Consider the following 24,578-nt stretch of genomic DNA (forward strand, 5'->3'; position numbering starts at 1 on the left):
GAGGCACGAAATGACGAAACAAGAATCCCACTGCTTTAGCTGTGGGAGTGTCAATAAAACAAAGATGATCTATTTTGAGAAAGAGGATATATTGCATCTGGCGATTTCTGAGGAACCAGAAAGTGCCAGTCTGGAACTCAGTCCCAATATCACCGCCGAATTGAACAGCGACGGTGAACTCATCGGTATTGAAATTCTAAATGCTAGTATCTTCATTCGGGATTCGATTTTAGAGTCCGCTCACGCAAAAATGCTATCACTCCCCAAAATCCAATCCACCTAATTCGGTATGGCACGCTTTAACAGATATAACGTGAATTCGACTTAAGTCCCCTCACTGTACTGCCACCGGAAATTCGGGCCACTCCCTAAACCAAGATTGTGATATAATACAATCTACTTTGAAGGCGGGCAGTATCTTTCAAATGCCTATATCTCAATGGTGAAGCATCGTAGGATTGAGATTTCGGTGGCACACAGAGGGTATCCTTGGGAGAACGGATACGCAGAAAGACTCATCCGCACCCTCATGGGAGCCTTCCGTGCGGAAAAAGATTGATGCATCTACCATTGGATACACATGTGGTGCTATGGCGGTCAATAACTTAACCTGCTGCATCAAAGGCGTGAGACCTACAGTATGAAGGATGTGCTATCCATTCATCCAACAGGTTGGGAGACCCACCCCCTACGGGACATATTTATCCAGCACCCCCGCGGGACGCTTTCATCCTCACATCCCCCAAAAAATAAACAGAACCAGTGGAAATTTTTACCCTTTCGCTTTGACTTTTTGCTTTATATATGTTATACTAAAATATATTATGTTTATAGAAAAAAGAAAACTAATAATCGTAGCAGCCCAAAATGTTACACTTCGCACCAAATTATTTTTTTCCAAAAGGGAGACTTACCAAAAAACGCCGCCGACCCCTTACAGTTACCCTGTTTTCTGCTAATCCCGATGTAACCCAAAATGTTACACAAGTGTAACATTTTAAGGAGAATTCTCCTGAAATCAGAACTGTATCCGAATTTTTCAGCCGAAAATGCTGGTTGACACAGAATCTGCATGTTGCTAAAATTACGCAACATCGGAGGGGCTCTTGTCTTGGGATAAAAAGGAGAAAAACAATGAATACCCTAAGCGACTTTGAAATCAAACAAAGAAAATATATGCCTGTCTTCCCAAAAGCGACCGGAAAACCGACTCCCTATATTGAAGGCTATCCCTACGAGGACGATGAACCTATGGCAGCAACCGGATTTCATGCTGAACAGATTGTTACCCTTGCCGACCAATTTTTTCGGTATTTTGAAATCAATGAACACATCTTCGTTGGGATCGACACTTTCATCTACTACCGAGAAGGCGATCATAGGAAAGTGGTTGCCCCTGATATTTACATTGTCTTGGGAGCCAGTAAATTTCCGCAGCGGCGGAGTTTCTATACGTGGTCAGAGGGTGCTGCCCCGTCCGTGGTTTTTGAGTTTCTTTCGGATTCCACTGCACATCAGGACCGTGATGAAAAAGTCCCATTATATTTGGTGGATATAGGTGTTCAGGAATACTTTATACATCAACCCGATATGGAGAGAACTGCCGAGTTGCGTGGATGGCGGCGGGGTTCTTCCGGGGACATCGTTGAGATCGCGCCTGATGCAGAAGGCGGTTTGTTCAGCGAGACGTTGAATCTCTATTTTCGTTGGAAAGAGGACCCGGTTACTGAAGTTAGGCTTTTACGTCCATACCTACCGGATGGGACCCCAATAACGACTTCTCGGGAAGATCAGGCATTGAAAGAAAAAGCACTGGAGCAACGACAAATCGCAGAAGAACAACGACAAATCGCAGAAGAACAACGGCAAGCCGCAGAAGAACAACGGCAAGCCACAGAGAGACGCGTCAGAGAAGAACAGGAACGTCGACAAGCAGCGGAAGCCGAATTAGCGCGGCTCCGTGCCCAACTCGCTCATCGCTAATCCATACAATCTGGGTCAGTTGCAGAGCGATCCAATCGCAGCGGAATTATCGTTCCGCGAAATAACGGACTATCGTCAATCAAAACTGAAGACTAACTGCCGAAAGCCATACGAAAGGAACTCCACACATGACTGGCGAAGAAAAATTTGCAGTGGATCTTGAGGGCTACCTCGTCATAAAGAATGTGCTCACCGACGAGGAAGTCGCTGAGATGAACGCTATCATCGACAAAGGCGATCGTCAAGGACCGCCGAGTCTCTGGGGTGAACCCTTCAGGAGACTCATTGATCACCCGAAAATCCTGCCGTATCTCATCGAATTGATGGGTCCGCACGTCCGACTCGACCACGATTACGCCATCTTCATGGAGAAGGGGCAAGGACGTGGCGGATTACACGGCGGAGAGGACGGTGGGCGCGCCGGTGGAAGCGTCGGCGACCATTGGTATAAATACCGAGACGGACACATCCGCAACGGATTATCCGTGATGACATACAACCTTGCGGACGCACCAGCGGGCGCGGGCGGGTTCGCCTGTATCCCAGCGAGCCATAAGTGCAACTTGCCGACTGACCTTCCGACAGATGTGCGCCGTTTCGAGCGTCCCGCGCACTATGTCGTCCAACCTCCGCTTGCAGCGGGTGACGTGCTGTTTTTTACTGAGGCACTCATCCATGGGACGATGCCCTGGACAGCGGCGCACCAACGCCGTTCCCTGCTCTATAAATACAGTCCCGGACACTCCGCTTGGTCGGAACACTATTACGACATCAGTAAATACGAAGGGTTGACGGAACAACAGAAACGGATGCTTCTGCCGCCGTCAGTCGGCAGACGGCCCCGCGTTGTTGATACTGACTAAGGAGTTTCTACAAATGACCAGCGAAGAAAAATTTCAGGTAGATCTTCAAGGCTACTTCGTCATAAAGAACGTCTTGACCGAGGATGAAGTCGCTGAGATGAATGAGATTATTGACAGGGAATCCGCCGATAATCTGAGAGGACACGGCGATAGAGTGTCGAGCCTTTGGGGTGAACCTTTTAAGAGCCTGATTGACCACCCGAAGATTCTCCCGTATCTCCTCGAATTATTAGGTCCGCACGTCCGTTTAGACCACGATTATGCCATCTTTATGGATGAAGGGCAAGAAGGCGGTAGATTGCACGGGGGTGAAGACGGTGGTGGTCCCGGGGGTCCTGAGGCAGATCACTGGTACAAATACCGCGATGGTGTCATGCGCAACGGGTTGTCCGTGATGACCTATCATCTGGCGGATGCCCCAGAAGGGGCAGGCGGATTCGCCTGTATCCCCGGCAGCCACAAGAGCAATTTCTTGCGGGACTTGCCATCAGATGTTCGAAATTTCGAGCGCCCGGCACACTACGTTGTGCAACCGCCTGTGGAAGCGGGAGATGTGTTGTTCTTCACCGAAGCCCTTGTTCACGGGACGATGACGTGGCGGGCAAAACATCAACGCCGCTCCCTGCTCTACAAATACAGTCCCGGACACTCCGCTTGGTCGGGAGAATACCACGATCTCAGCAAATACGGCGAACTCACCGAACAACAGGAACGGATGCTCCTGCCGCCATCAGTGGGTAGACGTCCGTATGTTATAGATGAGAATTAATACAGGTATCGCGAGCATAGCTCGCTCCTACAGAAGAGAGGGTCTTGTCGAATAAGGAAACGCAAATGCCAAACGTTCAACTCACTGGAAACCAGAGCGATTTCCTGAAAATTGTTGTCGCCGCGGCAGGACGCGGTGATCTTGAAACCGTCCGACAATTGGTGGATGACACTCCTGCTTGGGTTCACACCGTCGGCTCGCACGGTCGGACGATGTTGTGGGAAGCGGCATACCGGGGTAAACTGGAGATGGTTCAATTTCTCCTTGAACGTGGTGCGGATATAAACGTGCCGGGTTGCTACCATATCCAGCACAGGATTGAGATAACTCCCTATTGCGTGGCACGGTATGAGGGGCGCGATCTCGTAGCCGACTCTCTACTTCAGCACGGCGCGACCCTCGACATCCATACCGCCGCCTATCTGAAAGATTACGATGCCGTCCGTTCACACCTTGATAACGATCCAAACCTCGTCAACAGCGGATACCTTCAGGCAGTCATGCTACCGGCAGGACAACCTCACACATTTGAACACCGCCATGCAACGTGGGCAACCCCGCTCTGTTATGCGATCGTGGGCGGAAACCCCGCGATCGTCGAACTGCTTATCTCGCGAGGCGCGACAATCGAACCGCATAGCGAACGTTTCCTCGATTATGCCACGGCGTATGATCACGTGGAGATTACTAAGTTACTGCTCGAAAACGGGGCGGATTCCAGTAAAGCCCCACGCATCTTGGACGACAACTCCGAAATGAGCATGCTACTCAAGGCTCACGGTGTCCCGCCTAAGGACATAAACGCAAAGAACCACATGGGCTGGCCCCCGCTCGTCTATGTCTGCCGCGGAGACAACGGTGAACATCCGGAGGACGTTCAGCGACTCTTAGCACTCGGTGCCGATATTAATATTCAGAATTATAAAGGGAAAACGGGGTTACATTGTGCAGCGAAGGCGGGGTTTCTCAACGTCATTAATCTGCTCATCAAAAACGGTGCGACTGTTGATGCCGCCGACGACACTGGCGAAACCCCACTGTTTGAGGCGATCCGATCGACGATCAAGAGCGGTGAGAAACAGCGCGCCGCGTTGGAAGCGTTGCTCATCAAAGGTGCAAATCCAAACATCAAAAATCGGAAAGGGCAGACTCCCCTACAAGTCGCGAAGCGGATGCGGAGGGCAGAGGCGGGTAGAATTGTCGAGTTATTGCAATCATATTATGCTGTTTAGTTCGCGCGTAAATATAGTGCTATTCCCTGAAATCTCTTAGCTTTATATGCTGTTACGAGATTTCAGTATAAAGAATCCGCGCAGTTAGCGACACCACTCATCGCGGATTGGGCAGAAATCTTTCAAGAAATGGTAAGCGATCTTACTATCACTTATCACAGTATCAGCCTTTAGGGTTTTACCGATATGATAACCTTCTTTAAAACGAAAAAATGAAAACACCTCATACACGCGAAAAACTCACCCAAGACTTCACCGACCTCGGTATTGCCCAAGGGGATACACTCTTTATCCATTCATCTTTCAAGAGTCTCGGATCCGTTGAGGACGGCGCCAGCACGGTTATCGCTGCGTTAGAAACGGCAGTCGGAGCGGAAGGTCTGATTCTGATGCCGACTTTTAGTCTTTTACCGAGTCGGGAAGAGCGCGTCGCGGCGTGGGATGTCAACAAAACACCCTCTACAGTGGGCTGGCTGACAGAGTTTTTTCGGCAGATGTTCGATACCCATCGTTCCGACCACTATTCGCACGCCATTGCTGCTCGCGGGAGAGACGCAAAAGCATTCGTGTCCGATCACCGGCGACGCGAAGGCTATCAATCCCCGTGGGATCATTATCCGTGGGGCAAGACTTACGGCACGCATTCACCGATGTTCCGTGCCTATAAGGCGAACGCCAAGCTTCTCATGCTCGGTGTCGATTACCAGACCTCGACGTATATCCACCTCGTTGAGGTTATCCATTGGAACAAACGTCTCGCTGACGATCCACAGGCGGAATATATCCGTCTGAAACGTCCAGAACTCGGTGAATACTGGGAGCGTCTCGGTCAGTTGAAAAAAGGGAAGGTGGGAGATTCCGTATGTCGGTTGTTCCATATCGAAACGTATGTGGACTCCCTTTTGGCAGAGGTCGAGCGCAATCCTGAACCGTATGTCGTATGAAGGAAAGATAAATGATTTGACTCTGGAGACAATATCTACTGCCAATAGGGGACTCTCGGGTGCAATGCTTCAGGCACCTTAAGATATCCACCTTTTATCGCACCCCATCTCGTGGGTAACTTGCCTTCTGGCTCGACGGCATACACCCGATCCATTGCCTCCTGGATTTCACCTTGGGTCAGCGCTACGCTCCAGATAGCGACCTCATCAACGCGTCCAATGTAATGCTCGCGATTCCCTTCACTGTTACGTCCAATCGAGACAGGAACATCGTTTGTATCAATCTTGCCTTTGGCATCACCATCCACTTCTACTTCACCATTATAGTAAAGTGCCATCCGGCTCCCATCGTAGGTAGCGGTTACATGCGTCCACTTCTTCGGGGGCAAGTTTGAAGTCGTAGCATCACCAATCCGCTTTTCTGACCCCTTATCAACAGAGATAATAAAACCCGTTTTTCCATTATTACCGCCAAACTCATAGAACCCATAGACCATCCATGGGGCGGTATCGCCTGCCCACGTCTTCACAATAATACGGAACCACTCATTTGTGAATTCGGTTGGATACACCCAACACATCAAAGTGATCTCGTCCGTGATATCCAAAGAATCGGAATCTGGCACTTCAATCCAACCCCCGGCTTCGCCGCTCAATTCGACCGAGTCGCCATGTTTGCCCTTGGCGATCTTTCCTTTGTGAATGGTCGCATCATTCCCATGTTTCGACTTATCTATGGCAGTATCTCCTTTTACTTCGTCGAAGGAAAGGTAGAGTGCCATATCGTCTTCTCGGACAGCCTCACTCATTGTGTTGGCTGCGACAACGCATCCCAATGTCAACAGAAATATAGCTAAAACCTTCATGAAGTCTACCTCCTGTAGGGGCGGGGTTACCCCGCCCGATGAAAATTCAGACGGTTTCTGCATACTACAGCATTTTTCGGGTGACACCGTCATTTTAGCAAAGTTTCTATATTTAGGCAAATTTTATAGTAAAGTTTAGAATTAATAGGACATCCTGTGCCGGTTCGGTTAGGAAACCGAACCTACCGGGGGCGGAAAGTGTCCATTTATTTTTCGGATCCACTATAGTTGAAGTTTCGACCGTCATCCCGAAAAATTGGGAAACGGTGATAAAACAGAAGATGACACCCACACAAACGCCTTTTTTCACAGTTACACCGCCTCTTTTAGAGCGTTTGGTTTCACATCTACCTGCTCCAAATAGAGAAGCGTCGTTAAAATCGCCCAAATCGGCACCAAGAAGGTAGCAATCAAACCCTTGACAATCAGAATCGCCACTGTAGCAGGGACATTCAATAACTCCGGCAATACGACCTCAATATCACCGCCGATGAAGAGGCTCAAGAATTTGAGAGGCGACAACGCATCGCGAACCTGTGCGAGATCCGAAACGAACAGAGAAAATACCAACAGTGTAACACCGAGTAGTACCGAGGTGAGGATCGAGGCGATCCAACACGTCAGAAAATAGATTCCGAAAAAACGTAATCTCGCGCCACTCACTAACGCATGACTTCGACGAAAAATACCCATGATGGAGTTGTTCTCAAGAATGAGGCACGGATTGTAGAGACTCAGCGTTACGAGAAGATAGATATGGGAAACACCGGTAACTGTAAACAAAAAGGATGTTACCCCAAAAGGTAATATACGAACCAACGAAGGCACTAACACTAAAACTAAACCGTAGAGATTCGCAACCACATCTATCAGCAAGATAAAGATCAAAAGGGCGGCAAAAATCGTGAATGCTTTGCGTCCAGTATCCCTCCATATTTCATGGGCAGTCGGCGTGGAAAGATCCTCCGTTGTATTCGAGATTTGCGAAACTGCTGATATCCGGGCAACAGCCAGAGAGAGCGGACAGAACGTTAGCAGCAGAAACATTATTGGAAGACTGTAATTGAGACCGAGGAAATCGAGTTCCCATTTCCATATCCGCCCTTTACCATCGTTTGAATGAAAATTCGGTATCAGGTAGAATTGCCAACTCATACCTGACCATTCTCTTGTATTCGCAACGCCACTCGTAATCGTCGGATGAATTCCGTTGATCGTGTTAACATTCGTCGTAACCGCCTCCACATTTTGGTCGCCCCTATCCTTAATGTCCTTCTCGAGACCTGTGACAACATAGAAAAACATCGCAACATCCAACATAATTGCGATGACCGCAACCGGCATCATTATCCGCCAGAATAACCCGCAGTGATTGCGATACAGTGTGACAATTGTGCGAGCAAGGTTGGTGTGTTGATCGTTAGGCATTCCGATTTCCTTGATGTTATGTGAAAGGTGCGGAAATACGTGCTTAATCCGTTACCTGCATCTCAATATCAAACGCCTCTTTCCGGATCCGTAAGTCAAAGTAGAGTAACGTAGAACCGATGGCACCGATCGGCATCGTGAAAGCCGAAATGCTGAGACTCACCAAACGTCGAACGACATAAGAGAACCATCCGATTTCGCTCAGTGTTGGAACAAATAATTGACGGAATGTGTCTAAAAGCTCCGTCGGTTCCTCGGCTTCAGCCACCCCTATCCAAGAGAGCAGAAAGCCTGAAGATGCCTCAAGTATAAAATATATCATGAAAGAGATTAGAGAGATCGCCAACATGATTCCAAAGACGCGCCACCAATTCCCTTTAACCAATTCCGTGCTGCGGCGTAAGGCATTTCTCGCTGTGGTCCCTTCAAACAACACAGGCAGCGAATAGAGACCCCACCGAACTGAAAAATAGATTGAAAAGGGGATTCCGATAATTGTAACCGCCAAGCCAACCACAACGAATGCCCAGACGATAGCACTACCGAGGTAGGTCCAAAACCGCTGCCATGCTCGCTGCAAAGCAGTCTCCGGGGTAATCTCTCTACTTAAGTAGACATGTGCACTGGCGTACATGAGTCCCGCAGGCACCAAAATCGAAATTACAGCAGTCGCTATGAGCGTGAATCCAGACATCAAGACAATCGCGCTTGGCGCAGCAAGGGTCGTAAAATAGCCAAAAATTAACGCTATTCCAAACGCCAAAACGAAATAAACGGCTACAATCTTTAAAAATAACCGGAAGTGACTCCGATAGAGACTAAACATCCCGTCCAGAATGTCTGTGAAATTCATCGGTTGCAGCGGTATCTGCGCAGTCTCATCCCTATGCACCTGTGCTAAATCGTTGTGTTCTTGCATATTCGCTCACCCTTGAAAAGATTTATCGGAATAGGGTTATTCTATCACACCTTCTGTTTATCATCAAGGTTACGTGGAGGTAATAAAACCGAATGCATTGTTTTAGACAGAAAAGTATGGTATACTCTACCTGCTATAGACTTCAACTACGCAGGAGAAACCGGAATGCCTAGCGAGCGTGTGAAATGGAAAGATAGATGCGTCCATCGGATAGTGTCTGCTTTCGGATGGGGGTGTCGTCGTCTTCCCAAAAGGTGGGCACTGTGTCTCGGAAGTGGTATAGGGATGCTATGCTATTATCTCATCAAAAAACGCCGGCAGATCGCCCGCAACAACCTACAAATTGCCTTCGGCAGCGACCTCACGCACGCCCAACGGACCGCCATTTGCAAGGCGAGTTTCATCAATGTCGGCAAAACCTGTATTGAGTTCCTCCGGTTTCCCACACTCAACGCTGAAAACATCTGGCACGAAGTTAGCGTAGAAGGCGCAGAAAATCTCCACACCGCTTTGGCGAGCGGCAAAGGCGCGATTGTGTTCCTGCCCCATTTCGGGAATTGGGAACTCCTGTCCCTCGTCTACGGCGCGCTGATCCCGAATCGGGCGAAAGCCATTGCGTTCCCGCTGAAAAACGCACCCCTTAACGCTTATATCTGGCACCGTCGCGAACAGATGAGTCTAAAACTGATTCCCCGGAAGCGTGCAATCCGAGAGACCCTCGGAGCCCTAAAAAACAACGAGGCAGTCGGTTTTTTCGCAGATCAGAACGCCGGTCCAGACGGTGTATTCGTCGATTTCTTGGGGAAACCCGCCTCAGCCGTCCGGGGTCCCGCTACCTTAGCACTCAGGACCGGGGCACCGCTCCTCTTCTCCCTCAGCATCCGCCAACCCGACGACCGACATCACGTCTATATCTCACCCCCGATTCACTCCACGCCCTCCGATGCCTTTGAAAGAGACGTTGAAACCTACACAACACAGCTGCTGAAACAATTGGAAACATACATCCATAAATATCCAGAACAGTGGTTGTGGCTTCATAACCGCTGGAAAACACAACCACCTTCGTAAAAATTGTGTTGCATCAATACGCAATCCGTGTTAAAATAGAGAAAACCCTCAAAAAATAGGGGATCTGTCCTGTCATCATCTCAAATACGTAGTCCGTAATGTAATGGAGGGGTTTTTGCTTGGGTATTTCTGCGTATTGATAGGGTGTTTCTGCGGATTTCCTCTAGATATACGTAAAGGGGCTTCAAAAGATATACGTAAAGGGGCTTCAAACCTGAAATCTGCCTGACCGAACCGCAAGGAATAATTAAAAACATGAAAAGATACACTTTGTCTTTCATCGTCTTAGTACTCGCTATCGGCATACCGTTTCTGCTCATTAACCCGAGTGGAAAAGATGCGATAAGCGGAGACGAGCGCGTCACCCGTGTGATGTTAAGTGATGCCCTCACAGACGCCATCCGTATCGCTGAGAGAAATTACTACAAACCGATCGAAGACCCCAACGACATGTTCCGCGGCTCCATCAAAGGCGCCCTCGCTTCCCTTAACGATCCATACACCTATTACATCAAACGGCGCGACCACCAACGCGCCGTCGAAAATCTTTACAATGCCGAATTCGGAGGACTGGGTATCTATATCTACCGGGATCATCGAGGGTTTATTAAGATCTCTAAACCGATCCCGAACACACCCGCTGCGCTGGCGAATCTTCAAGCAGGAGATTATATCACCAAAATCAACGGTAAACGGATCCATCTCAGCGAAAAAACGGGCATGACCCGGGACGATGTTATCGACTTACTCAGAGGAAAAGCCGGCACCGATGTGACAATCACCGTCCAACGCAAATTTCTTGAACCTTTCGATGTAACGCTCACCCGTGCGATCGTTCCGATTCGAAGCGTGAAATCAACGATGCTTGCGGGAAATATCGGTTACATTCAGATATCAGGATTCATTGGAAGCAAGGAAGGCACAGAAGTAGAGTTTAAAAACGCGCTTGCTGCCCATCAAACCGCCGGCATGAAAGCCCTCATCTTAGACTTACGGGATAACCAAGGTGGACTCCTGAATGCCGCATATCACATCGCCGATGCCTTTATTGACGAAGGGCTCATCGTGTCGACGAGAAGTGAAACAAACAACCAATTCAATGAAGAATATCGGTCAACAGCCAACATCTTGTGTCCACCAGATATTCCACTCGTCGTCCTTGTCAACGAATACAGCGCGAGTGCCTCCGAAATCGTAGCGGGTGCGATTAAGGATACGCGCCGTGGCATCCTCGTTGGAAAGAAGACTTACGGTAAAGGCGTGGTTCAAAAACGCTATGAACTCCCTGATGGGGGTTCCCTGTCGCTCACGATTTCCACCTATTACACACCAAACGGCACCTCAATTAATGAAGTAGGGATCACACCGCAAGTCTCCATTGATCTCGAGGAACCCGATGAAATAGAACAGATAATGCTCAGAAAAGTCGATACAACGGATTCCGTCGAAAATTTCGTCACAAAATGGATTGATGATGCGTATCAGAGCCCCGGTGAAATGCCAAAGGATTTCTCTCAACTTGAGCCTGAACTCCCGAAATTACAGCAAATCCTCACAGCAGAAGAAAACGTCACTGTCAGTACACGGTGGCTGAAACTGCGGGCGGAGCGGCTCTTTAATCTATATGTCGGTATTGATCAGGTCGTCAATTTAGCCTACGACCGACAATTACAGGAGGCAATTCGCATCATTAGTGCCGCTGAAGTTGGAAAGTATCTCACCCCTTCACCAGAAGAAACAGAACCGCCTTCAACGACGCAAGCGAACGTCCCGCTGGAAGATGAGGTTATCACGGAAGAATAGTTGTCAGAAGTGGGAAGTGCTTAAAGTCTATAAAGTCCGTAAAGTTTAAAAGAACTTCCTAACTTTCTAACTTTAGAACACTTGTAAACTTTCTTACGCTTTCCGATGGTTTCTGACTGCTGAAAGTGAGCGCAGTGAACGATCTGACGGTTTCCGATAGCCATTCCAAAAACATGAATTCCAGAACCGCGTACCCCCCCGATGTCATCAGGAAAAAAGCACTCATTGTCGGACTCATTCTGGTTGTCGTTAACGCCTATTGGGTAGGGATAGCGAGTGAACTCTGGTATGCCGTCTACACACTCGTTTCACCGTTCTCGAATGCGGTTTTCACGCTCTTTGTGCTGCTCGCCCTCAACGTCCTCCTTCGTAAAGGCGCGCCGCGTCTCGCCTTCACACCTGCCGAACTGCTCCTTATCTACATTATGGTGACGATGGTGTCCACCATCTCAGGACACGCGATGATGGCAATTCTCATGGGGACGCTTGCACATCCCTTCTGGTTCGCCAGCCCTGAGAACGAATGGGCACAACTCTTTCTACACCACATACCCCCGTGGCTCACCGTCCACGAGTTCGAGTGGTTAGCGGGTTACTATGAAGGTGAATCGAGTATCTATTGGGCGGAACATTTCCGCATTTGGATTCGACCCGCGCTGCTCTGGTCCGGCTTTATCTTCCTGCTCTACGGGTCATTGCTGTGTTTAGGACTTCTGCTCCGAAAGCAGTGGATGGAACGCGAAAAACTGAGTTTTCCCTTAACCCAATTGCCGTTGCAAATGACAACCAATCGCAGTTTTTTCCGGTCCCGCGCCCTCTGGTTCGGATTTGGAATCGCCGCGCTCCTCCGTGTGATGGCAGGGTTGCACGACATTTTCCCAGTTATCCCGGCGTTGCCTCCGAACTATCGGCTTGACAAGCACTTCACAGAACGTCCCTGGAACGCCATCGGGTACGCCTCAATGTCCTTTAACCTCGCGATCGTCGGATTAACCTACTTCATGCCACTCGACCTCGCCTTCTCGACGTGGTTCTTCTTCTGGCTGACCCGTGCCGAACGCGTGATCGCAAGCGCGGTCGGGGTCACAAACATCAGCGTCTTGCATCTCAATGACCGTGCTTCGGGGGCTTGGGTGGGGATCGCCGTGCTGACCCTCTGGATGAGCCGTCGGCACTTCGCTCGATTTTTCCGACACATGATCGGAAGTGACCGCGGGGACGATAGCAACGAGCCTTTCTCCTATCGAACGACAGGCGTCCTGACCGTGGTGAGTATAGGACTCGTCTTCGGGTTCTGCTATGCTGCGGGTATGTCGTTGTGGGCAATTAGTGTATTTTACGCCCTATTTATAGCGTTTGCGATAGCGATAGGACGCGTCCGGGCTGAACTCGGACCGCCTTATCACGAAGTCATCGGTATCAACCCACGACAGATGATGGTGAGTATGTTCGGAACACGGCAATTGGGTGCGCCGAATCTCACCGTAATGACGTTCCTCTACGCTTTTAATCGTTGCAACCGTTCACATCCGATGCCGAACCAGATTGAATCCCTTCGGATTGGAGAACGCTCAGGCATGCCCGGCAAAACGCTGCTCTTGGGAATGGCCCTCGCCATTGCAGTCGGTGCGCTGGCGACCTTCTGGACGTATCTGCAAGTCGCTTATCACTATGGCGTGTTGGCACAATGCCAAGGTGTCGTCGGACGTTTCGGTTGGGAGAGCTTCAACCCACTTCAGAGTTGGTTACAGCACCCCAAAGAACCGGATGTGAGTGCGATGGTCTTTATGAGTGGTGGGTTCGCCTTCGTGTTTCTCCTTAACTTCCTACGGACACGCCTGTTATGGTGGACGCTTCATCCATCGGGTTACGTGTTGTCAGGCGCATCATGGGGTGGACTCATCTATTTCTGGTTCCCGGTCATGGTGAGTTGGCTCATCAAGTTTTTGATTCTCCGTTTCTCAGGTTGGCAAACATACCGCAAAGCGATCCCCTTCTTCCTCGGATTGGTTTTAGGGGATTACATACCGCGTAGTATCCTGAGTCTCATCAGTTTCGCCTTGCACCTCTACATGCCATCATCCGGTGCGGGGCACACCCTTTAGGGTTGACTGTCAGCAATGACACCACTACTCACTGTCGCCTCCATTACAAAGCAATTTGCCGCTACTCCTGTTGTGAAAGATGTCAGTTTCACGGTGTATCCAGGGGAAATCTTCGCGCTGTTGGGACCCAGCGGTTGCGGGAAAACGACGACCTTACGCATAATCGCTGGATTTGAAACTGCAGACACTGGCACAATTGCTATGGCAGAACGCACCTTTGCTGATAGAAGGACCCACGTCCCTCCCGAATCGCGCGGCATTGGCTTTGTGTTTCAGGATTATGCGCTCTTTCCACACAAAAACGTGCTTGAAAACGTCGCTTTCGGTCTCCGAAAGGTGTCGAAAAAAACACGGCAGGAAAGAGCATCTGCGGTGCTGGAAATGGTCGGTATGACGCACCTACAGTCACGTTTACCGCATCATCTCTCCGGCGGCGAGCAGCAGCGGGTCGCGTTGGCGCGTGCTATCATCGCACGTCCGAAACTCCTCCTTTTAGACGAACCCTTTTCAAGTCTCGATCCGGGATTACGGCAGTCTACCCGTGAGGAAGTGCGCGCCCTCTTGAAAGCTGAAGGGATTAGCGCGGTGCTCGTTACACACACCCAGGAGGAAGCATTGAGTTTCGCCGAGCGGTTGGGAGTGATGAAAGAAGGCACGCTTGAACAGATTGGGACACCAGAGAGGGTGTATCGTCATCCGAAAACGGCTTATGTCGCAGATTTTTTGGGACAGACAAACTTCATTCGCGCACACATCACAGATGGGATCGCAGAAACCCCGTTCGGGCGTGTAAGAGTGGAGGGTGCTGAGACTGGGAACGGGCTTCTCTCTATCCGACCTGAATGTTTGACGATGACGACCCCTGACGCTCGGAGCGGGACCCAGAACGGACGTGTCGTGGGACAGGCGTTTAAAGGGCACGATTTCACATATCAGGTTGAAATGAATGGAGAGCAGTACTTCGTCCAGACCGACTACCGTTGCCCGTTTCAGATAGGGGACCCGGTTACGCTAAAAGCAGAATCAGCCGTAGCGGTCACGCCATAACTACAAATTACAACATATCCCGGATCTCATCAATCCCGCGAATCATTCGTGTGAATGCCTCAACCAACCGAAATTGGGTACAAGGAAGATTAAATGGACGCAAAGATTCTAATTGTTGAAGATGAACGCGATATTGTAGATTTACTGCGGTACAATCTACAAGAAGCAGGTTTTGAAACAGACTACGTCCGGAACGGTGCAGATGCCCTCCATCGGGCTGTCGAAAATCCGCCGGATCTCATTTTGTTAGACTTGATGCTCCCTGAGGTAGACGGACTTATCGTCTGTCGGTTACTCAAGAACGACCCAAGGACGAAAAACATTCCGATCGTGATGGTAACCGCGAAGACCGAAGAGCGGGACCGAGTGACAGGATTGGAACTCGGCGTAGACGATTACATCACAAAACCCTTTAGTCCGAGAGAAGTCGTGCTTCGGGTATCCGCCGTGTTACGCCGTATCCAAGCCGGCAAACAAGCAGAAAGCACCAAACAGATTGAAACCCACGGGCTCACAATCGATCTGGACAAACATCAAGTCTTGACTGAAAACGGTTCAATCGATCTCACAGCAACCGAATTCAAACTCATTACGTTATTCGCACGTTCGCCAGGACGCGTCTTTACCCGTGATATTCTCATGGATGTAATATGGGGACAAGAGTATTACGGCATTGATAGGACAGTGGATACACACGTCAGCCGCCTGCGCCGTAAACTGGGGGAATTTGGTAAGCATATTGAGACAGTACACGGGGTTGGGTATCGGTTCAAGGAAGCGAGTTGATGACTCTTAACGGTAGGAAGGAATTCCGACTCCCGACTGCTGGCTAATAAAGTGCTTTCAAGCGAGAGGTACCCCTTAAGGTTTCCTCCCGCATTGAAGGGCACTTGTAACGTGTAGGGTTAAAATATATAGATTCTGCTCTTGCACCTACGGAAACTGTATTCCCTGTTTTCGGCACACCTTTCGGATTTTGTTAACCGCACCGCCTATCTGTTTCCCGTTCCGCGTAACACCAAAAAGATGCTGACTGACAACACGGCGGGAAATGCCGAGAATGTTCCCAATCTCCTCTTGTGTTTTCCCTTGATAGAAGTAGAGTTGAATACATTCGGCTTGGCGCTTGGTGAGTTCTCTCGCGATAATCAGACGAATTTGTTCGAGGACTGCCCGCCGCTTCGCGCGACGCGCCTCCATATATTCGTCATCAGGTGTCCGATACCAGAAATAGTCCTCGGTCGTGAGTTGATCGAAATACTCCGGTGGGACCGGAATTTCCCAAAAGTCAGGATTAAATTTGGGCATAGATAAAGCAGCTCCCTCGAATGTGAGGCGATCGCGCCTATGCCTTCACCAAATTATTGATAATGGACAGAGGCACCATCGCCACAATTGAATACTTTCAGGTGAAGTGTGACGTGGTTCGTAGTCAACATAATGGGTACCTCCTTATCCTCGTTATTGTTTATGATTGGGAACGGTGCAAGTAGGTCAATGACGTTTCGTAAAGACCGTCTTTTGCGAACCGTGTCTGATAGTATACCAAAAAACACAAAAATATGCCATAAAAAAATGGCAAGGGTTTATTTAAACACATTTTCGGATGCACTTTTGCCAATCCTCGGGAAAAATTAAAAAAATAAGGGACAGAGGGGTTTCAACCCCCCATCCCTTTCCAAAGCGTGTGACACTCGGTGCCACACCCATAAGGGCGTAACACTAATAAGTGCCACACCTCCTCTGGTTTGCTAACATAACAAATACCTCCTTTTCCGCGATACAGCGGTAATAGGATACCATCATCATAAAATGACAATGATTCACCTATACGCATTTTCGGATGCACTTTTGGGTGTTCCTATAAAAAAAATCATTCTTCGGGATCAAAAAACACCCTGAGTGGGGTACTCAGCCGTGGTGTCTCAACCTGTTCCTCCATCGACTTTTCGCCCCTCCATTCACTGTGCTCAATGCCCATCGTGTAAACCTGTTCTGCGGTGTCGGTGTAACTGAGGTATTGAAACCCAGCGTTTTCAAAACATATCAGTGCGGGTCCGTTGTCAGGTGATACTTGTAGTGTGATGTGTTCAGCCCCCAACCGTTCAAATGCGTAGTGGACCACTTCAAGAAGCGCGTCTGTGCCGTATCCACGGGCGCGATAATCCGGTCGAATGATGACGAATTTGAGGGTAACAGTGTCTACCCCATAGTGAAGGAGTGTAAATCCGATGAGCAGGCGAGTCGTCCGGATCTCAATAGCCAATGCGTGCATCCGTTCATTTCCCATCCAACCGTGCCAATCTTCAAGAAACGTTTCAAATGAGACCTGTGTTGCGTAGAGGAGTTGCCTCGTCCCGGGTCGGTTTATCCATCCCCAAATTCGGCGGAGCTCATTTTCAGCGATCTGTCGGAGATGAATACCGCCCCCATGGAGCCGTTCCAACTGCCGCAACTGACTTCTCAAGCCTTCCAATTGCGAGGCGTGCGCACCGACTTGCGCCCCAGCGGCTCGAATCATACGCTGATTCGGACGATCCATGAATTGTGCTTGTTTCACGCGGTTCTGAAAATATCCGAGTTTCTGCTCACTCCTTTCAATAATACGCATCAAGTTCTGAATGGCATCTTCCCATTTTTGTAGATCAGCGTTTACGTCGTCGCGTTTTTCGGTCGGTTCTTCTTTTATCTGAGTTTCGTTCATATCTCCCTTCCTTGAATCCAGAGATCCGGAGGTAACTTTCATATCGGATCGGACTAATATCCCCAGCTTCAACCGCTTGCTTGACAGCACACGCGGGTTCGTGTTGGTGCGTGCATGCAGCGAATTTGCACTCCGGAATATAGGGCCGCATCTCAGGAAAATGAATATCTAATCCCTGTTCTTCATCCACTTCAAGCAAGCCGAGCGTTCGGATACCGGGTGTATCGGCAACGAATCCGCCGAATTTGAGCGGTAACAGCATGACCTCTGTTGTCGTATGCCGTCCTTTGTGGATGCGTGTATCCACCTCACCCGTGCGTAATTGAAGTCCGGGTTGTACGGCATTGAGCAGAGACGATTTCCCAACCCCCGATGAACCTACAATTGCGGAAATCCTATCCTGCATCACCTCCCGCAATTCTTCAACCCCAACACCGGTTACGATACTCGTATAAACCACTTTATAACCTAATTCTTCATATAATTTGAGTTCGCGTTGGACATTCTCGAATTTCGCCAAATCGAGTTTGTTAATACAGATAACGGGATCCACACCGGATGCCTCCGCGGTGACGAGAAATCTATCCAGCATTCGCAACTTGAGCGTCGGATGCCGTGCCGCAAAGATAATGAGGAGCATATCCAGGTTAGCAACAATAACCTGTCGCCAACCGTCCATGCGAATACGTCCAAACTGCGTGTCCCGGGGCAGACATTCCTCAATGTATCCACCATCCGCTGTGGACTCAGCCGTAGAAATGCGGACTCGGTCGCCCACCGAGACGAGATCCACGTATGGCATCTCCTTTGTCTCAGCGAGCCGCCGTTTTTCATCTTCAATGAGGTGGTGCCGTAAGGCACAAGTGTAGCTTTGTTTGCCGACTTGTACCTCATAAGCGCCACTTCGCGCTTTTATGACAATGCCTTCCACAGTCTCATTCAGAGGGAGCATCAAAGAAATCCTCGTTCAACAGTGCCTAAGCACCGGGGTTCCGCCAGATAATGCGGCCACGCGTCAGGTCATACGGAGAAAGTTCAAGAGTAACCTGATCGCCGGGAAGCACCCAAATCTTGTGCCGCATCAGCTTACCAGCGAGGTATGCCACAACTTTGTGGTCGTTTTCTTCTAATTTCACCTGAAATAGATTCCCGGGCAGGGATTCCATGACAGTTCCGAAGACGCGAATCGCTGCGTCTTTAGTGGCTTCACGGGTTTTGGTCGTCGCATTTTCATTTTTCATTTTCTATTCTCCTCTTTTTTTTATCACTGTTTGTTACCTTTAACACTCTATTGGATGCACTTTATTAACGAATTGTTCGGAAAAAAAGTTGACATCCAGCCCGAAAAGTTGTAAAATACACGGGTAGGAGATTCCATTTCGAGTTTTTTATAGAAGGAGAAAAAAACAATGAACCAAGCCTTACCGCTTGTAGCCTATGCTGACCTCGAAGGCCAAGTCAAGGCGATGGAGGAAGACGGATACGCCTATCTACCGAAGGTTATCGAAGGCGAACAACTTGCAGAACTTCGTGCTGCCATGGATCGGTTAACCGCAATTCCCGAGAGTTTTGATCGGCACGGCACCGCAGAGAATGGAAACGGTTTCCTTAACAAACACATCAACAACGCCTTCAACCGCGACCCTGTTTTCTTACAATATCTTGATCTGTCTCCGGTGATCGAATTAGCAGAGGCAGTGCACGGCGAAGATTGCCACGTCATCGGTATGACAGCATGGGTAACGGGGCCTGGGCGTCCCGATCAAGGGTTGCACGCAGATTGGCTTCCGATCCCATTGCCAGCGGACCTTCTGGAAGATCCACGCGTCAAGGTACCAATTTTCATTTCAACTGCACACTACTACTTGGATGACCTTTACGAAGACCTCGGTCCAACAAAATTCATTCCGGGTAGCCATCTCTCCGGACGGAGACCCGACGGCGCGACGGAATGGAAAGGGGCGACAGAAAAGAGTATCCTCTGCAATTCCGGTGATGTCGTGCTTTTCCGAAGTGAAGTCTGGCATCGAGGCACAGCAAACCGTAGTGACCAGACCCGCTACCTCTTACAAGTACACTACGCGAATCGGATGATCACCCAGAAATACCCACCTTACCTGAACCGGTTTCAGTTCAATTCAGACATTTTGGAACAGGCAACAGAACGTCAACAGCGATTAATGGGCAATCACCGCCCCGGCGCCTACGATTGATCCCAAATTTTTTAGCGCCCAATGACCTCCACCGAGGATAACAGCTTCCCTTGAATAGAAAAGCAACCATCGGGACACCGCCAACACCGAGCGTTATCAGCGAGGAGCCGCACGGGAAAATTATTGCCCTCAGTCTGCTCCTCGCGTTTCTTTGGGGCGGGAATTCGCCTTCCATCAAAATCGGTTTAGAAGACTTCCCGCCAATGGCACTGGCGTTCTTTCGTTTCGTGATTGGGCTTGTCATTATTGGGGGGTGGGCACTCTATCGCGGTGTCTCCCTTCGTTTACGCAAGGGTGAACTCCCGCGCTTGCTGTTGCTCACAACGATCTTCATCCTCCAAATCATCTGCTTGAACACCGGCACCCTATACACAACAGCATCCCGCTCCACTATTTTTATTAACGTCTATCCCTTTTTCACCGCGCTTTTTGCGCATTTCTGGATTCCCGGCGAACGGCTCTCCGTTCCAAAGACCTTGGGAATCGTTGTCGCCTTCAGTGGTGTCTTCGTAACCGTTGCTCCGAATCTCGGCGAAGGCGAAACGAGTGTGCTCGGCGACCTCATCGTGCTCGTGAGCGGATGTTTTTTAGGACTCCGCGTTGTCGTGACGAAACTGCTCATCCAGTCGATCCATCCCTATCGACTCTTGGCGTGGCTGCTCACCTTGAGTCTCCCGTGCTATGTCACCATGAGTTTACTTTTTGAGCGTGGACTGCCGATGCAACTGACACTCAGCAGTAGTGCTGCATTGCTCTATCAAGGTGGCGTTATCGCGGGTGTCTGTTTTCTGGCGTGGACTGCGGTGCTTGAAAGGTATAGTGCGAGTAAACTCGTTGTGCTGTTTTTCGCAACCCCACTGTCGGGGGTTGTATTTAGCTACGTGTTTTTAGGCGACGAGTTGACGCTTAGTTTATTGGTAGGTGCCGTTCTCGTGGCGGCTGGGATTTATCTGGTGAATATGCGGCGTTGAGGTGTTTATAGTGGACCCGTAATGAATGACGCATTCTGTCGGGGTTAGAACCCTCTCCGACAGTCTGTGTTGCGGAGGCTTGAAATTATTGCATCAAGATTGCGTTTATGATACGTAGGTCGGGTAGAGCGTGAGCGAAACCCGACAGCTTCAGGCATTCTTCAGGGACTCCGAAAACCAGCACGGTTCCCTCTTTTTCACACTCACGCTAAACACGTTTGCTGTATAGGACGCGTTGATTATATCCGAGTTCAAGTTTTCCGCCAGTTTAGTCCCAATAGTCCCATTTGTAAACCGTCAGGAGTCTGAGGCCCTCTTTTTTCAGTTGCACAAACCGTGGATAACTCACGAGGGTTGGGAACTCTGCCCGGTAGTAGACGCAGACGTGTTTGAGATAAAAGTGTTTAAACGTCCGATACCCACTTTGATGGAAGGCAATGAGGATCGTCATCACCTCGCTCGGATGCAGGTTTCTCGGGCATCCCCGGGGGTCCGGGGGGCTGTCGGGTTCAGAGTGTCTTGAAAGCTGTGTTTCATACATGATAAAAAAGTCGTGTATTTCGCAGAAAAGTGATACAATACTCATCGGAGAACTCCTTTTGGTTGAAGATTGGATACTTCATTATACCAAAGGGGTTCTCTTTATTCAAAAAAATCAGAAATTAATTATCAAACTCACGTCACGTTATCATCTATAGTGAAGAGTTGGAAGTTGAGGGTGTTGTTCACTACTCCGAAAAAGAAAAATTGTGGACAGCAGTGATTGATTGGAATGCTATTCAAGAAGTAGACGCCGTTGTATCTCAAATAACGCCACAAGTCCGTGATACAGCAAGTTAAGCTGCCGTGTCCACAGCCAGAGTCATTCACTTCTCCCGTGGAAGCCATCTCCCACCCCCCATCACTTCACAATGTCTCGTTCATTGTAGATTTTATGATGATTGGGTTCTTCACATACCGCTCCGCTGGAGCGAAAGAGTGAACAGTTATCAACGGTTCAGGGCAACCAAGAACTTGAAACAACGCGAAAACGCATCAATTGCTGGATTTCACAACACATTTAGAAACACTGCAAACTTTGAACAGATAAAGGACATTCAATAACCAGCAGACATCGTTGTATTGCCAAAACCTCCGGAGGCATAGCAGAAAGCAAAAAACTGTCCTTTTAGCAGATTACCTGATGTTATAAGAGTATCAACCCGCGTAATCCGTATAATCCGCCTAATCCGCGATTCTTACAAGAGAGAAATTCATTACCTTCACAAAAACGCGCATCTCAAATCCTGCCAATTAGAAATTTCGCACGAAAACCGTTGATAACCGACACGAGTTATGATATACTTTTTTAACTATTTGTAGCAAGAGGTAAATACCATGAACGACTATAGAAACATTATTACCATTGAACCGGGTAAACGCAGTGGGCAGCCGTGTATCCGGGGAATGCGGATCACCGTTTACGATGTCTTTGAATACCTGGCATCAGGTATGACAGTCGCGGAAGTTATTCACGATTTTACCGAGTTAACCGAGACAGATATCCGCGCCTGTTTTGCTTACGCTGCGGACAAGGAAAAAACGCAGATGGTCGTTTACACAGATGAAACTTCTATTCGATCAGAACCTATCCGACCAACTGGTGATGCTGCTGGCGGACCTGTTTCCTAATTCTACCCATGTCAAAACGATAGGGTTAAATACGGCAACGGATCCCGAGTTATGGGATTACGCTCGTGATAACGACTATCTCATCGTTTCAAAGGATACAGACTTTAGAAATAGGAGCGTTATTCACGGTTATCCACCAAAAGTGATTTGGATCGGGATAGGGAATTGTTCGACAATTGCTGTCGAATACAATTTGAGAAAGCATTTCGTTGATATTAAAGAATTTGCGAGGGATGCAAATGCGGGATTATTTATCCTGTGGTAATCGAATTAAACGCCGACAACCCACAGAGAAATCGTCGCACCCCTAACTCCCCCGTAAGAATAGCAGCAAAGTGATTTATCGCCGGTCTGAAAAATGTTACACTTTCCGCCAAATTATTTTTTTTGGCAAAGAGAAACCGAAAAAGAAACATCTATGAACCTTTACTACCACTGGGTTTGTTGCCGATACCTTCTATACACCAAATGTTACACAGGTGTAACATTTTTGAGGAGAATTCTCCGTGAATTACCCTATTTCTCTGGTCCCAACCTGAACACAAAACTATCTTCCCACCGCCATAAAAATCCAAAACCACAAAACAAAAAAACTTGAAAAAAACGATCAAATATGAGATAATGTATAGTGGAATTAAAATACCATATAGGGCGCAGTTTGCAAGCCCATTCTACACAAGTAAAGGAGTAAATACGTAAGATGCCACTGAACAGGAAAATCCGTTACGGCATGGTAGGGGGTGGACCGGATGCATTCATCGGTGCCGTCCACCGGAAAGCCGCCGCACTCGATGGAGAAATCGACCTCGTTGCGGGCGCGTTCTCGTCGTCACCCGAAAAATCCAGCCAACAAGGTGCGGAACTCTTCCTTGACCCAAACCGCGTCTACGGGTCTTACAAGGAGATGGCAGAGAAAGAGAGCCGACTTCCCGAAGGCGAACGTATCGATTTCGTCTCAATCGTGACACCGAACCACATCCATTTCGATGTCGCCAAAACCTTTATTGAAGCCGGGTTCCACGTCGTCTGCGATAAGCCGATGACAACAACGGTTGCCGATGCTGAAGCGTTATGTCAGCTCGTCAAAGAACACGATGTCGTTTTCGCACTCACGCATAACTACACAGGCTACCCGATGGTGAAGCAGGCACGTGAACTCATAAAAGAAGGGAAACTCGGAACGCTCCGCAAAATCGTCGTCGAATACCCGCAAGGTTGGCTCGCCACATTCTTAGAGGACGAAGGTGCGAAACAAGCCGTCTGGCGCACGGATCCGAATCAAGCGGGTGCCTCCTCATGTATCGGAGACATCGGTTCCCATGCAGAGAACTTGGCACACTATATCACAGGACTCGATATCGAAGAAATTTGTGCGGATATGACCACTTTTGTAGAGGGACGCTTGTTAGAAGACGATGGAAATCTACTCGTGCATTATGAAAACGGCGTCCGTGGTGTGCTTTATGCGTCACAAATCTCGGTAGGTGAAGAGAACAATTTGCGTATCCGTGTTTACGGCACTGACGCGTCGCTGGAATGGCAGCAGGAGAATCCGAACTATCTCTACGTCCGCTTTCCCGATGATCCCGAACAGGTTTACAAACGCGGCAATGATTATCTATCGGAGGTCGTCCAGCACAACTCGCGGATACCTTTCGGACACCCAGAAGCCTTCATTGAGGCATTCGCAAATATTTATGTAAACGCCGCACGGACAATGGCAGCGAAAATCGTAGGCGAAGCCCCAACGGAGTTTGACACGGATTTCCCAACCGTCCAAGATGGCGCACGCGGCGTGCATTTCATTAATGCAGCCGTAGACAGCGGGAAACAACGCGCTTGGATCGATGCAAGATATACGCCACCGGCATAACCTTTTCATAAGGTGACATAGATAGGACTTACGCACGATGCTCTTTTGTAGCACAAACTGTATGAAGTTTCATAATTTAATTCGGTAATATTTTTATATGTGTTATGTTACTGCCA

General features: G+C 49.0%; 24 protein-coding genes. 16 read left to right on the top strand and 8 right to left on the bottom strand.

Annotated features, from left to right (window positions below):
* Positions 1–64 precede the first annotated feature (64 nt).
* From F4X88_10835 to F4X88_10860, 6 genes are all read left to right on the top strand, one after another.
* Positions 65–283, top strand: coding sequence for a DUF2283 domain-containing protein (locus F4X88_10835; protein ID MYA56782.1), 219 nt, complete (start codon positions 65–67; stop codon positions 281–283).
* A gap of 851 nt (positions 284–1,134) precedes the next feature.
* Positions 1,135–1,983 (top strand): hypothetical protein, encoded by an 849-nt coding sequence (locus F4X88_10840; protein MYA56783.1) that lies wholly within the window; start codon positions 1,135–1,137, stop codon positions 1,981–1,983.
* 128 nt (positions 1,984–2,111) lie between these two features.
* Entirely contained in the window at positions 2,112–2,846 is a 735-nt protein-coding gene (locus tag F4X88_10845; GenBank protein ID MYA56784.1) for a phytanoyl-CoA dioxygenase family protein, read from the top strand.
* Positions 2,847–2,859: 13 nt separating this feature from the next.
* Entirely contained in the window at positions 2,860–3,615 is a 756-nt protein-coding gene (locus F4X88_10850) for a phytanoyl-CoA dioxygenase family protein (GenBank protein ID MYA56785.1), read from the top strand.
* A gap of 65 nt (positions 3,616–3,680) precedes the next feature.
* Complete coding sequence (locus F4X88_10855; GenBank protein MYA56786.1) at positions 3,681–4,847, top strand: hypothetical protein; 1,167 nt, start codon at positions 3,681–3,683, stop codon at positions 4,845–4,847.
* Between the two features lie 212 nt (positions 4,848–5,059).
* On the top strand, positions 5,060–5,791 hold the full coding sequence (locus F4X88_10860; GenBank protein ID MYA56787.1) for an AAC(3) family N-acetyltransferase: 732 nt from the start codon (positions 5,060–5,062) through the stop codon (positions 5,789–5,791).
* A gap of 35 nt (positions 5,792–5,826) precedes the next feature.
* Here F4X88_10860 and F4X88_10865 read toward each other — a convergent pair whose 3' ends face one another.
* The 3 genes from F4X88_10865 to F4X88_10875 all read right to left on the bottom strand — a co-directional run bounded on the left by F4X88_10865 (position 5,827) and on the right by F4X88_10875 (position 9,004).
* A complete protein-coding gene (locus F4X88_10865) occupies positions 5,827–6,750 on the bottom strand; it encodes a LamG domain-containing protein (GenBank protein MYA56788.1) in 924 nt (307 codons plus the stop codon).
* A gap of 219 nt (positions 6,751–6,969) precedes the next feature.
* Positions 6,970–8,085: a hypothetical protein gene (locus F4X88_10870; GenBank protein ID MYA56789.1), complete on the bottom strand. Its 1,116-nt coding sequence runs from the start codon at positions 8,083–8,085 to the stop codon at positions 6,970–6,972.
* Between the two features lie 43 nt (positions 8,086–8,128).
* Complete coding sequence (locus tag F4X88_10875) at positions 8,129–9,004, bottom strand: hypothetical protein (protein MYA56790.1); 876 nt, start codon at positions 9,002–9,004, stop codon at positions 8,129–8,131.
* A 165-nt stretch (positions 9,005–9,169) separates the two neighbouring features.
* Here F4X88_10875 and F4X88_10880 point away from each other — a divergent pair, with 165 nt between their 5' ends.
* From F4X88_10880 to F4X88_10900, 5 genes are all read left to right on the top strand, one after another.
* Positions 9,170–10,075, top strand: coding sequence for a lysophospholipid acyltransferase family protein (locus F4X88_10880; protein ID MYA56791.1), 906 nt, complete (start codon positions 9,170–9,172; stop codon positions 10,073–10,075).
* Between the two features lie 255 nt (positions 10,076–10,330).
* Entirely contained in the window at positions 10,331–11,878 is a 1,548-nt protein-coding gene (locus tag F4X88_10885; GenBank protein ID MYA56792.1) for a S41 family peptidase, read from the top strand.
* 134 nt (positions 11,879–12,012) lie between these two features.
* The gene (locus F4X88_10890) at positions 12,013–13,983 is read left to right on the top strand and encodes a hypothetical protein (GenBank protein MYA56793.1); all 1,971 of its coding nucleotides are present in this window, start codon (positions 12,013–12,015) and stop codon (positions 13,981–13,983) included.
* A 15-nt stretch (positions 13,984–13,998) separates the two neighbouring features.
* The gene (locus F4X88_10895) at positions 13,999–15,030 is read left to right on the top strand and encodes an ABC transporter ATP-binding protein (protein MYA56794.1); all 1,032 of its coding nucleotides are present in this window, start codon (positions 13,999–14,001) and stop codon (positions 15,028–15,030) included.
* 93 nt (positions 15,031–15,123) lie between these two features.
* The gene (locus tag F4X88_10900) at positions 15,124–15,816 is read left to right on the top strand and encodes a response regulator (protein MYA56795.1); all 693 of its coding nucleotides are present in this window, start codon (positions 15,124–15,126) and stop codon (positions 15,814–15,816) included.
* Between the two features lie 147 nt (positions 15,817–15,963).
* On the opposite strand, the gene F4X88_10905 is transcribed toward F4X88_10900, so the two are convergent.
* The 4 genes from F4X88_10905 to infA all read right to left on the bottom strand — a co-directional run bounded on the left by F4X88_10905 (position 15,964) and on the right by infA (position 18,975).
* Positions 15,964–16,338 carry a hypothetical protein gene (locus tag F4X88_10905; GenBank protein ID MYA56796.1) on the bottom strand — a complete coding sequence of 125 codons (375 nt, stop codon included), beginning with the start codon at positions 16,336–16,338 and terminating at the stop codon, positions 15,964–15,966.
* Positions 16,339–16,903: 565 nt separating this feature from the next.
* Complete coding sequence (locus F4X88_10910; protein ID MYA56797.1) at positions 16,904–17,776, bottom strand: GNAT family N-acetyltransferase; 873 nt, start codon at positions 17,774–17,776, stop codon at positions 16,904–16,906.
* Entirely contained in the window at positions 17,676–18,686 is a 1,011-nt protein-coding gene (gene rsgA / locus F4X88_10915) for a ribosome small subunit-dependent GTPase A (protein ID MYA56798.1), read from the bottom strand. The genes F4X88_10910 and rsgA overlap by 101 nt, the downstream gene beginning before the upstream one ends.
* A 25-nt stretch (positions 18,687–18,711) precedes the next feature.
* Complete coding sequence (infA, locus tag F4X88_10920; GenBank protein MYA56799.1) at positions 18,712–18,975, bottom strand: translation initiation factor IF-1; 264 nt, start codon at positions 18,973–18,975, stop codon at positions 18,712–18,714.
* Positions 18,976–19,143: 168 nt separating this feature from the next.
* Between infA and F4X88_10925 the strand changes: the two genes are divergently transcribed.
* Complete coding sequence (locus F4X88_10925) at positions 19,144–19,947, top strand: dioxygenase (GenBank protein MYA56800.1); 804 nt, start codon at positions 19,144–19,146, stop codon at positions 19,945–19,947.
* 50 nt (positions 19,948–19,997) lie between these two features.
* Positions 19,998–20,918, top strand: coding sequence for a DMT family transporter (locus tag F4X88_10930; GenBank protein ID MYA56801.1), 921 nt, complete (start codon positions 19,998–20,000; stop codon positions 20,916–20,918).
* 268 nt (positions 20,919–21,186) lie between these two features.
* Here the strand turns inward: F4X88_10930 and F4X88_10935 are convergent, their stop codons facing one another.
* Complete coding sequence (locus F4X88_10935; protein ID MYA56802.1) at positions 21,187–21,504, bottom strand: hypothetical protein; 318 nt, start codon at positions 21,502–21,504, stop codon at positions 21,187–21,189.
* 791 nt (positions 21,505–22,295) lie between these two features.
* Between F4X88_10935 and F4X88_10940 the strand changes: the two genes are divergently transcribed.
* From F4X88_10940 to F4X88_10950, 3 genes are all read left to right on the top strand, one after another.
* Positions 22,296–22,589, top strand: coding sequence for a DUF433 domain-containing protein (locus tag F4X88_10940; protein ID MYA56803.1), 294 nt, complete (start codon positions 22,296–22,298; stop codon positions 22,587–22,589).
* Complete coding sequence (locus F4X88_10945; GenBank protein MYA56804.1) at positions 22,522–22,854, top strand: hypothetical protein; 333 nt, start codon at positions 22,522–22,524, stop codon at positions 22,852–22,854. Before F4X88_10940 ends, F4X88_10945 begins: the two co-directional genes overlap by 68 nt.
* A gap of 435 nt (positions 22,855–23,289) precedes the next feature.
* Positions 23,290–24,462, top strand: a complete 1,173-nt coding sequence (locus F4X88_10950; protein ID MYA56805.1) for a Gfo/Idh/MocA family oxidoreductase — start codon at positions 23,290–23,292, stop codon at positions 24,460–24,462.
* The last annotated feature ends 116 nt before the right edge of the window (positions 24,463–24,578 follow it).

Source organism: Candidatus Poribacteria bacterium, from assembly GCA_009839745.1.
In the GTDB taxonomy this organism is placed as follows: Bacteria; Poribacteria; WGA-4E; order WGA-4E; family WGA-3G; genus WGA-3G.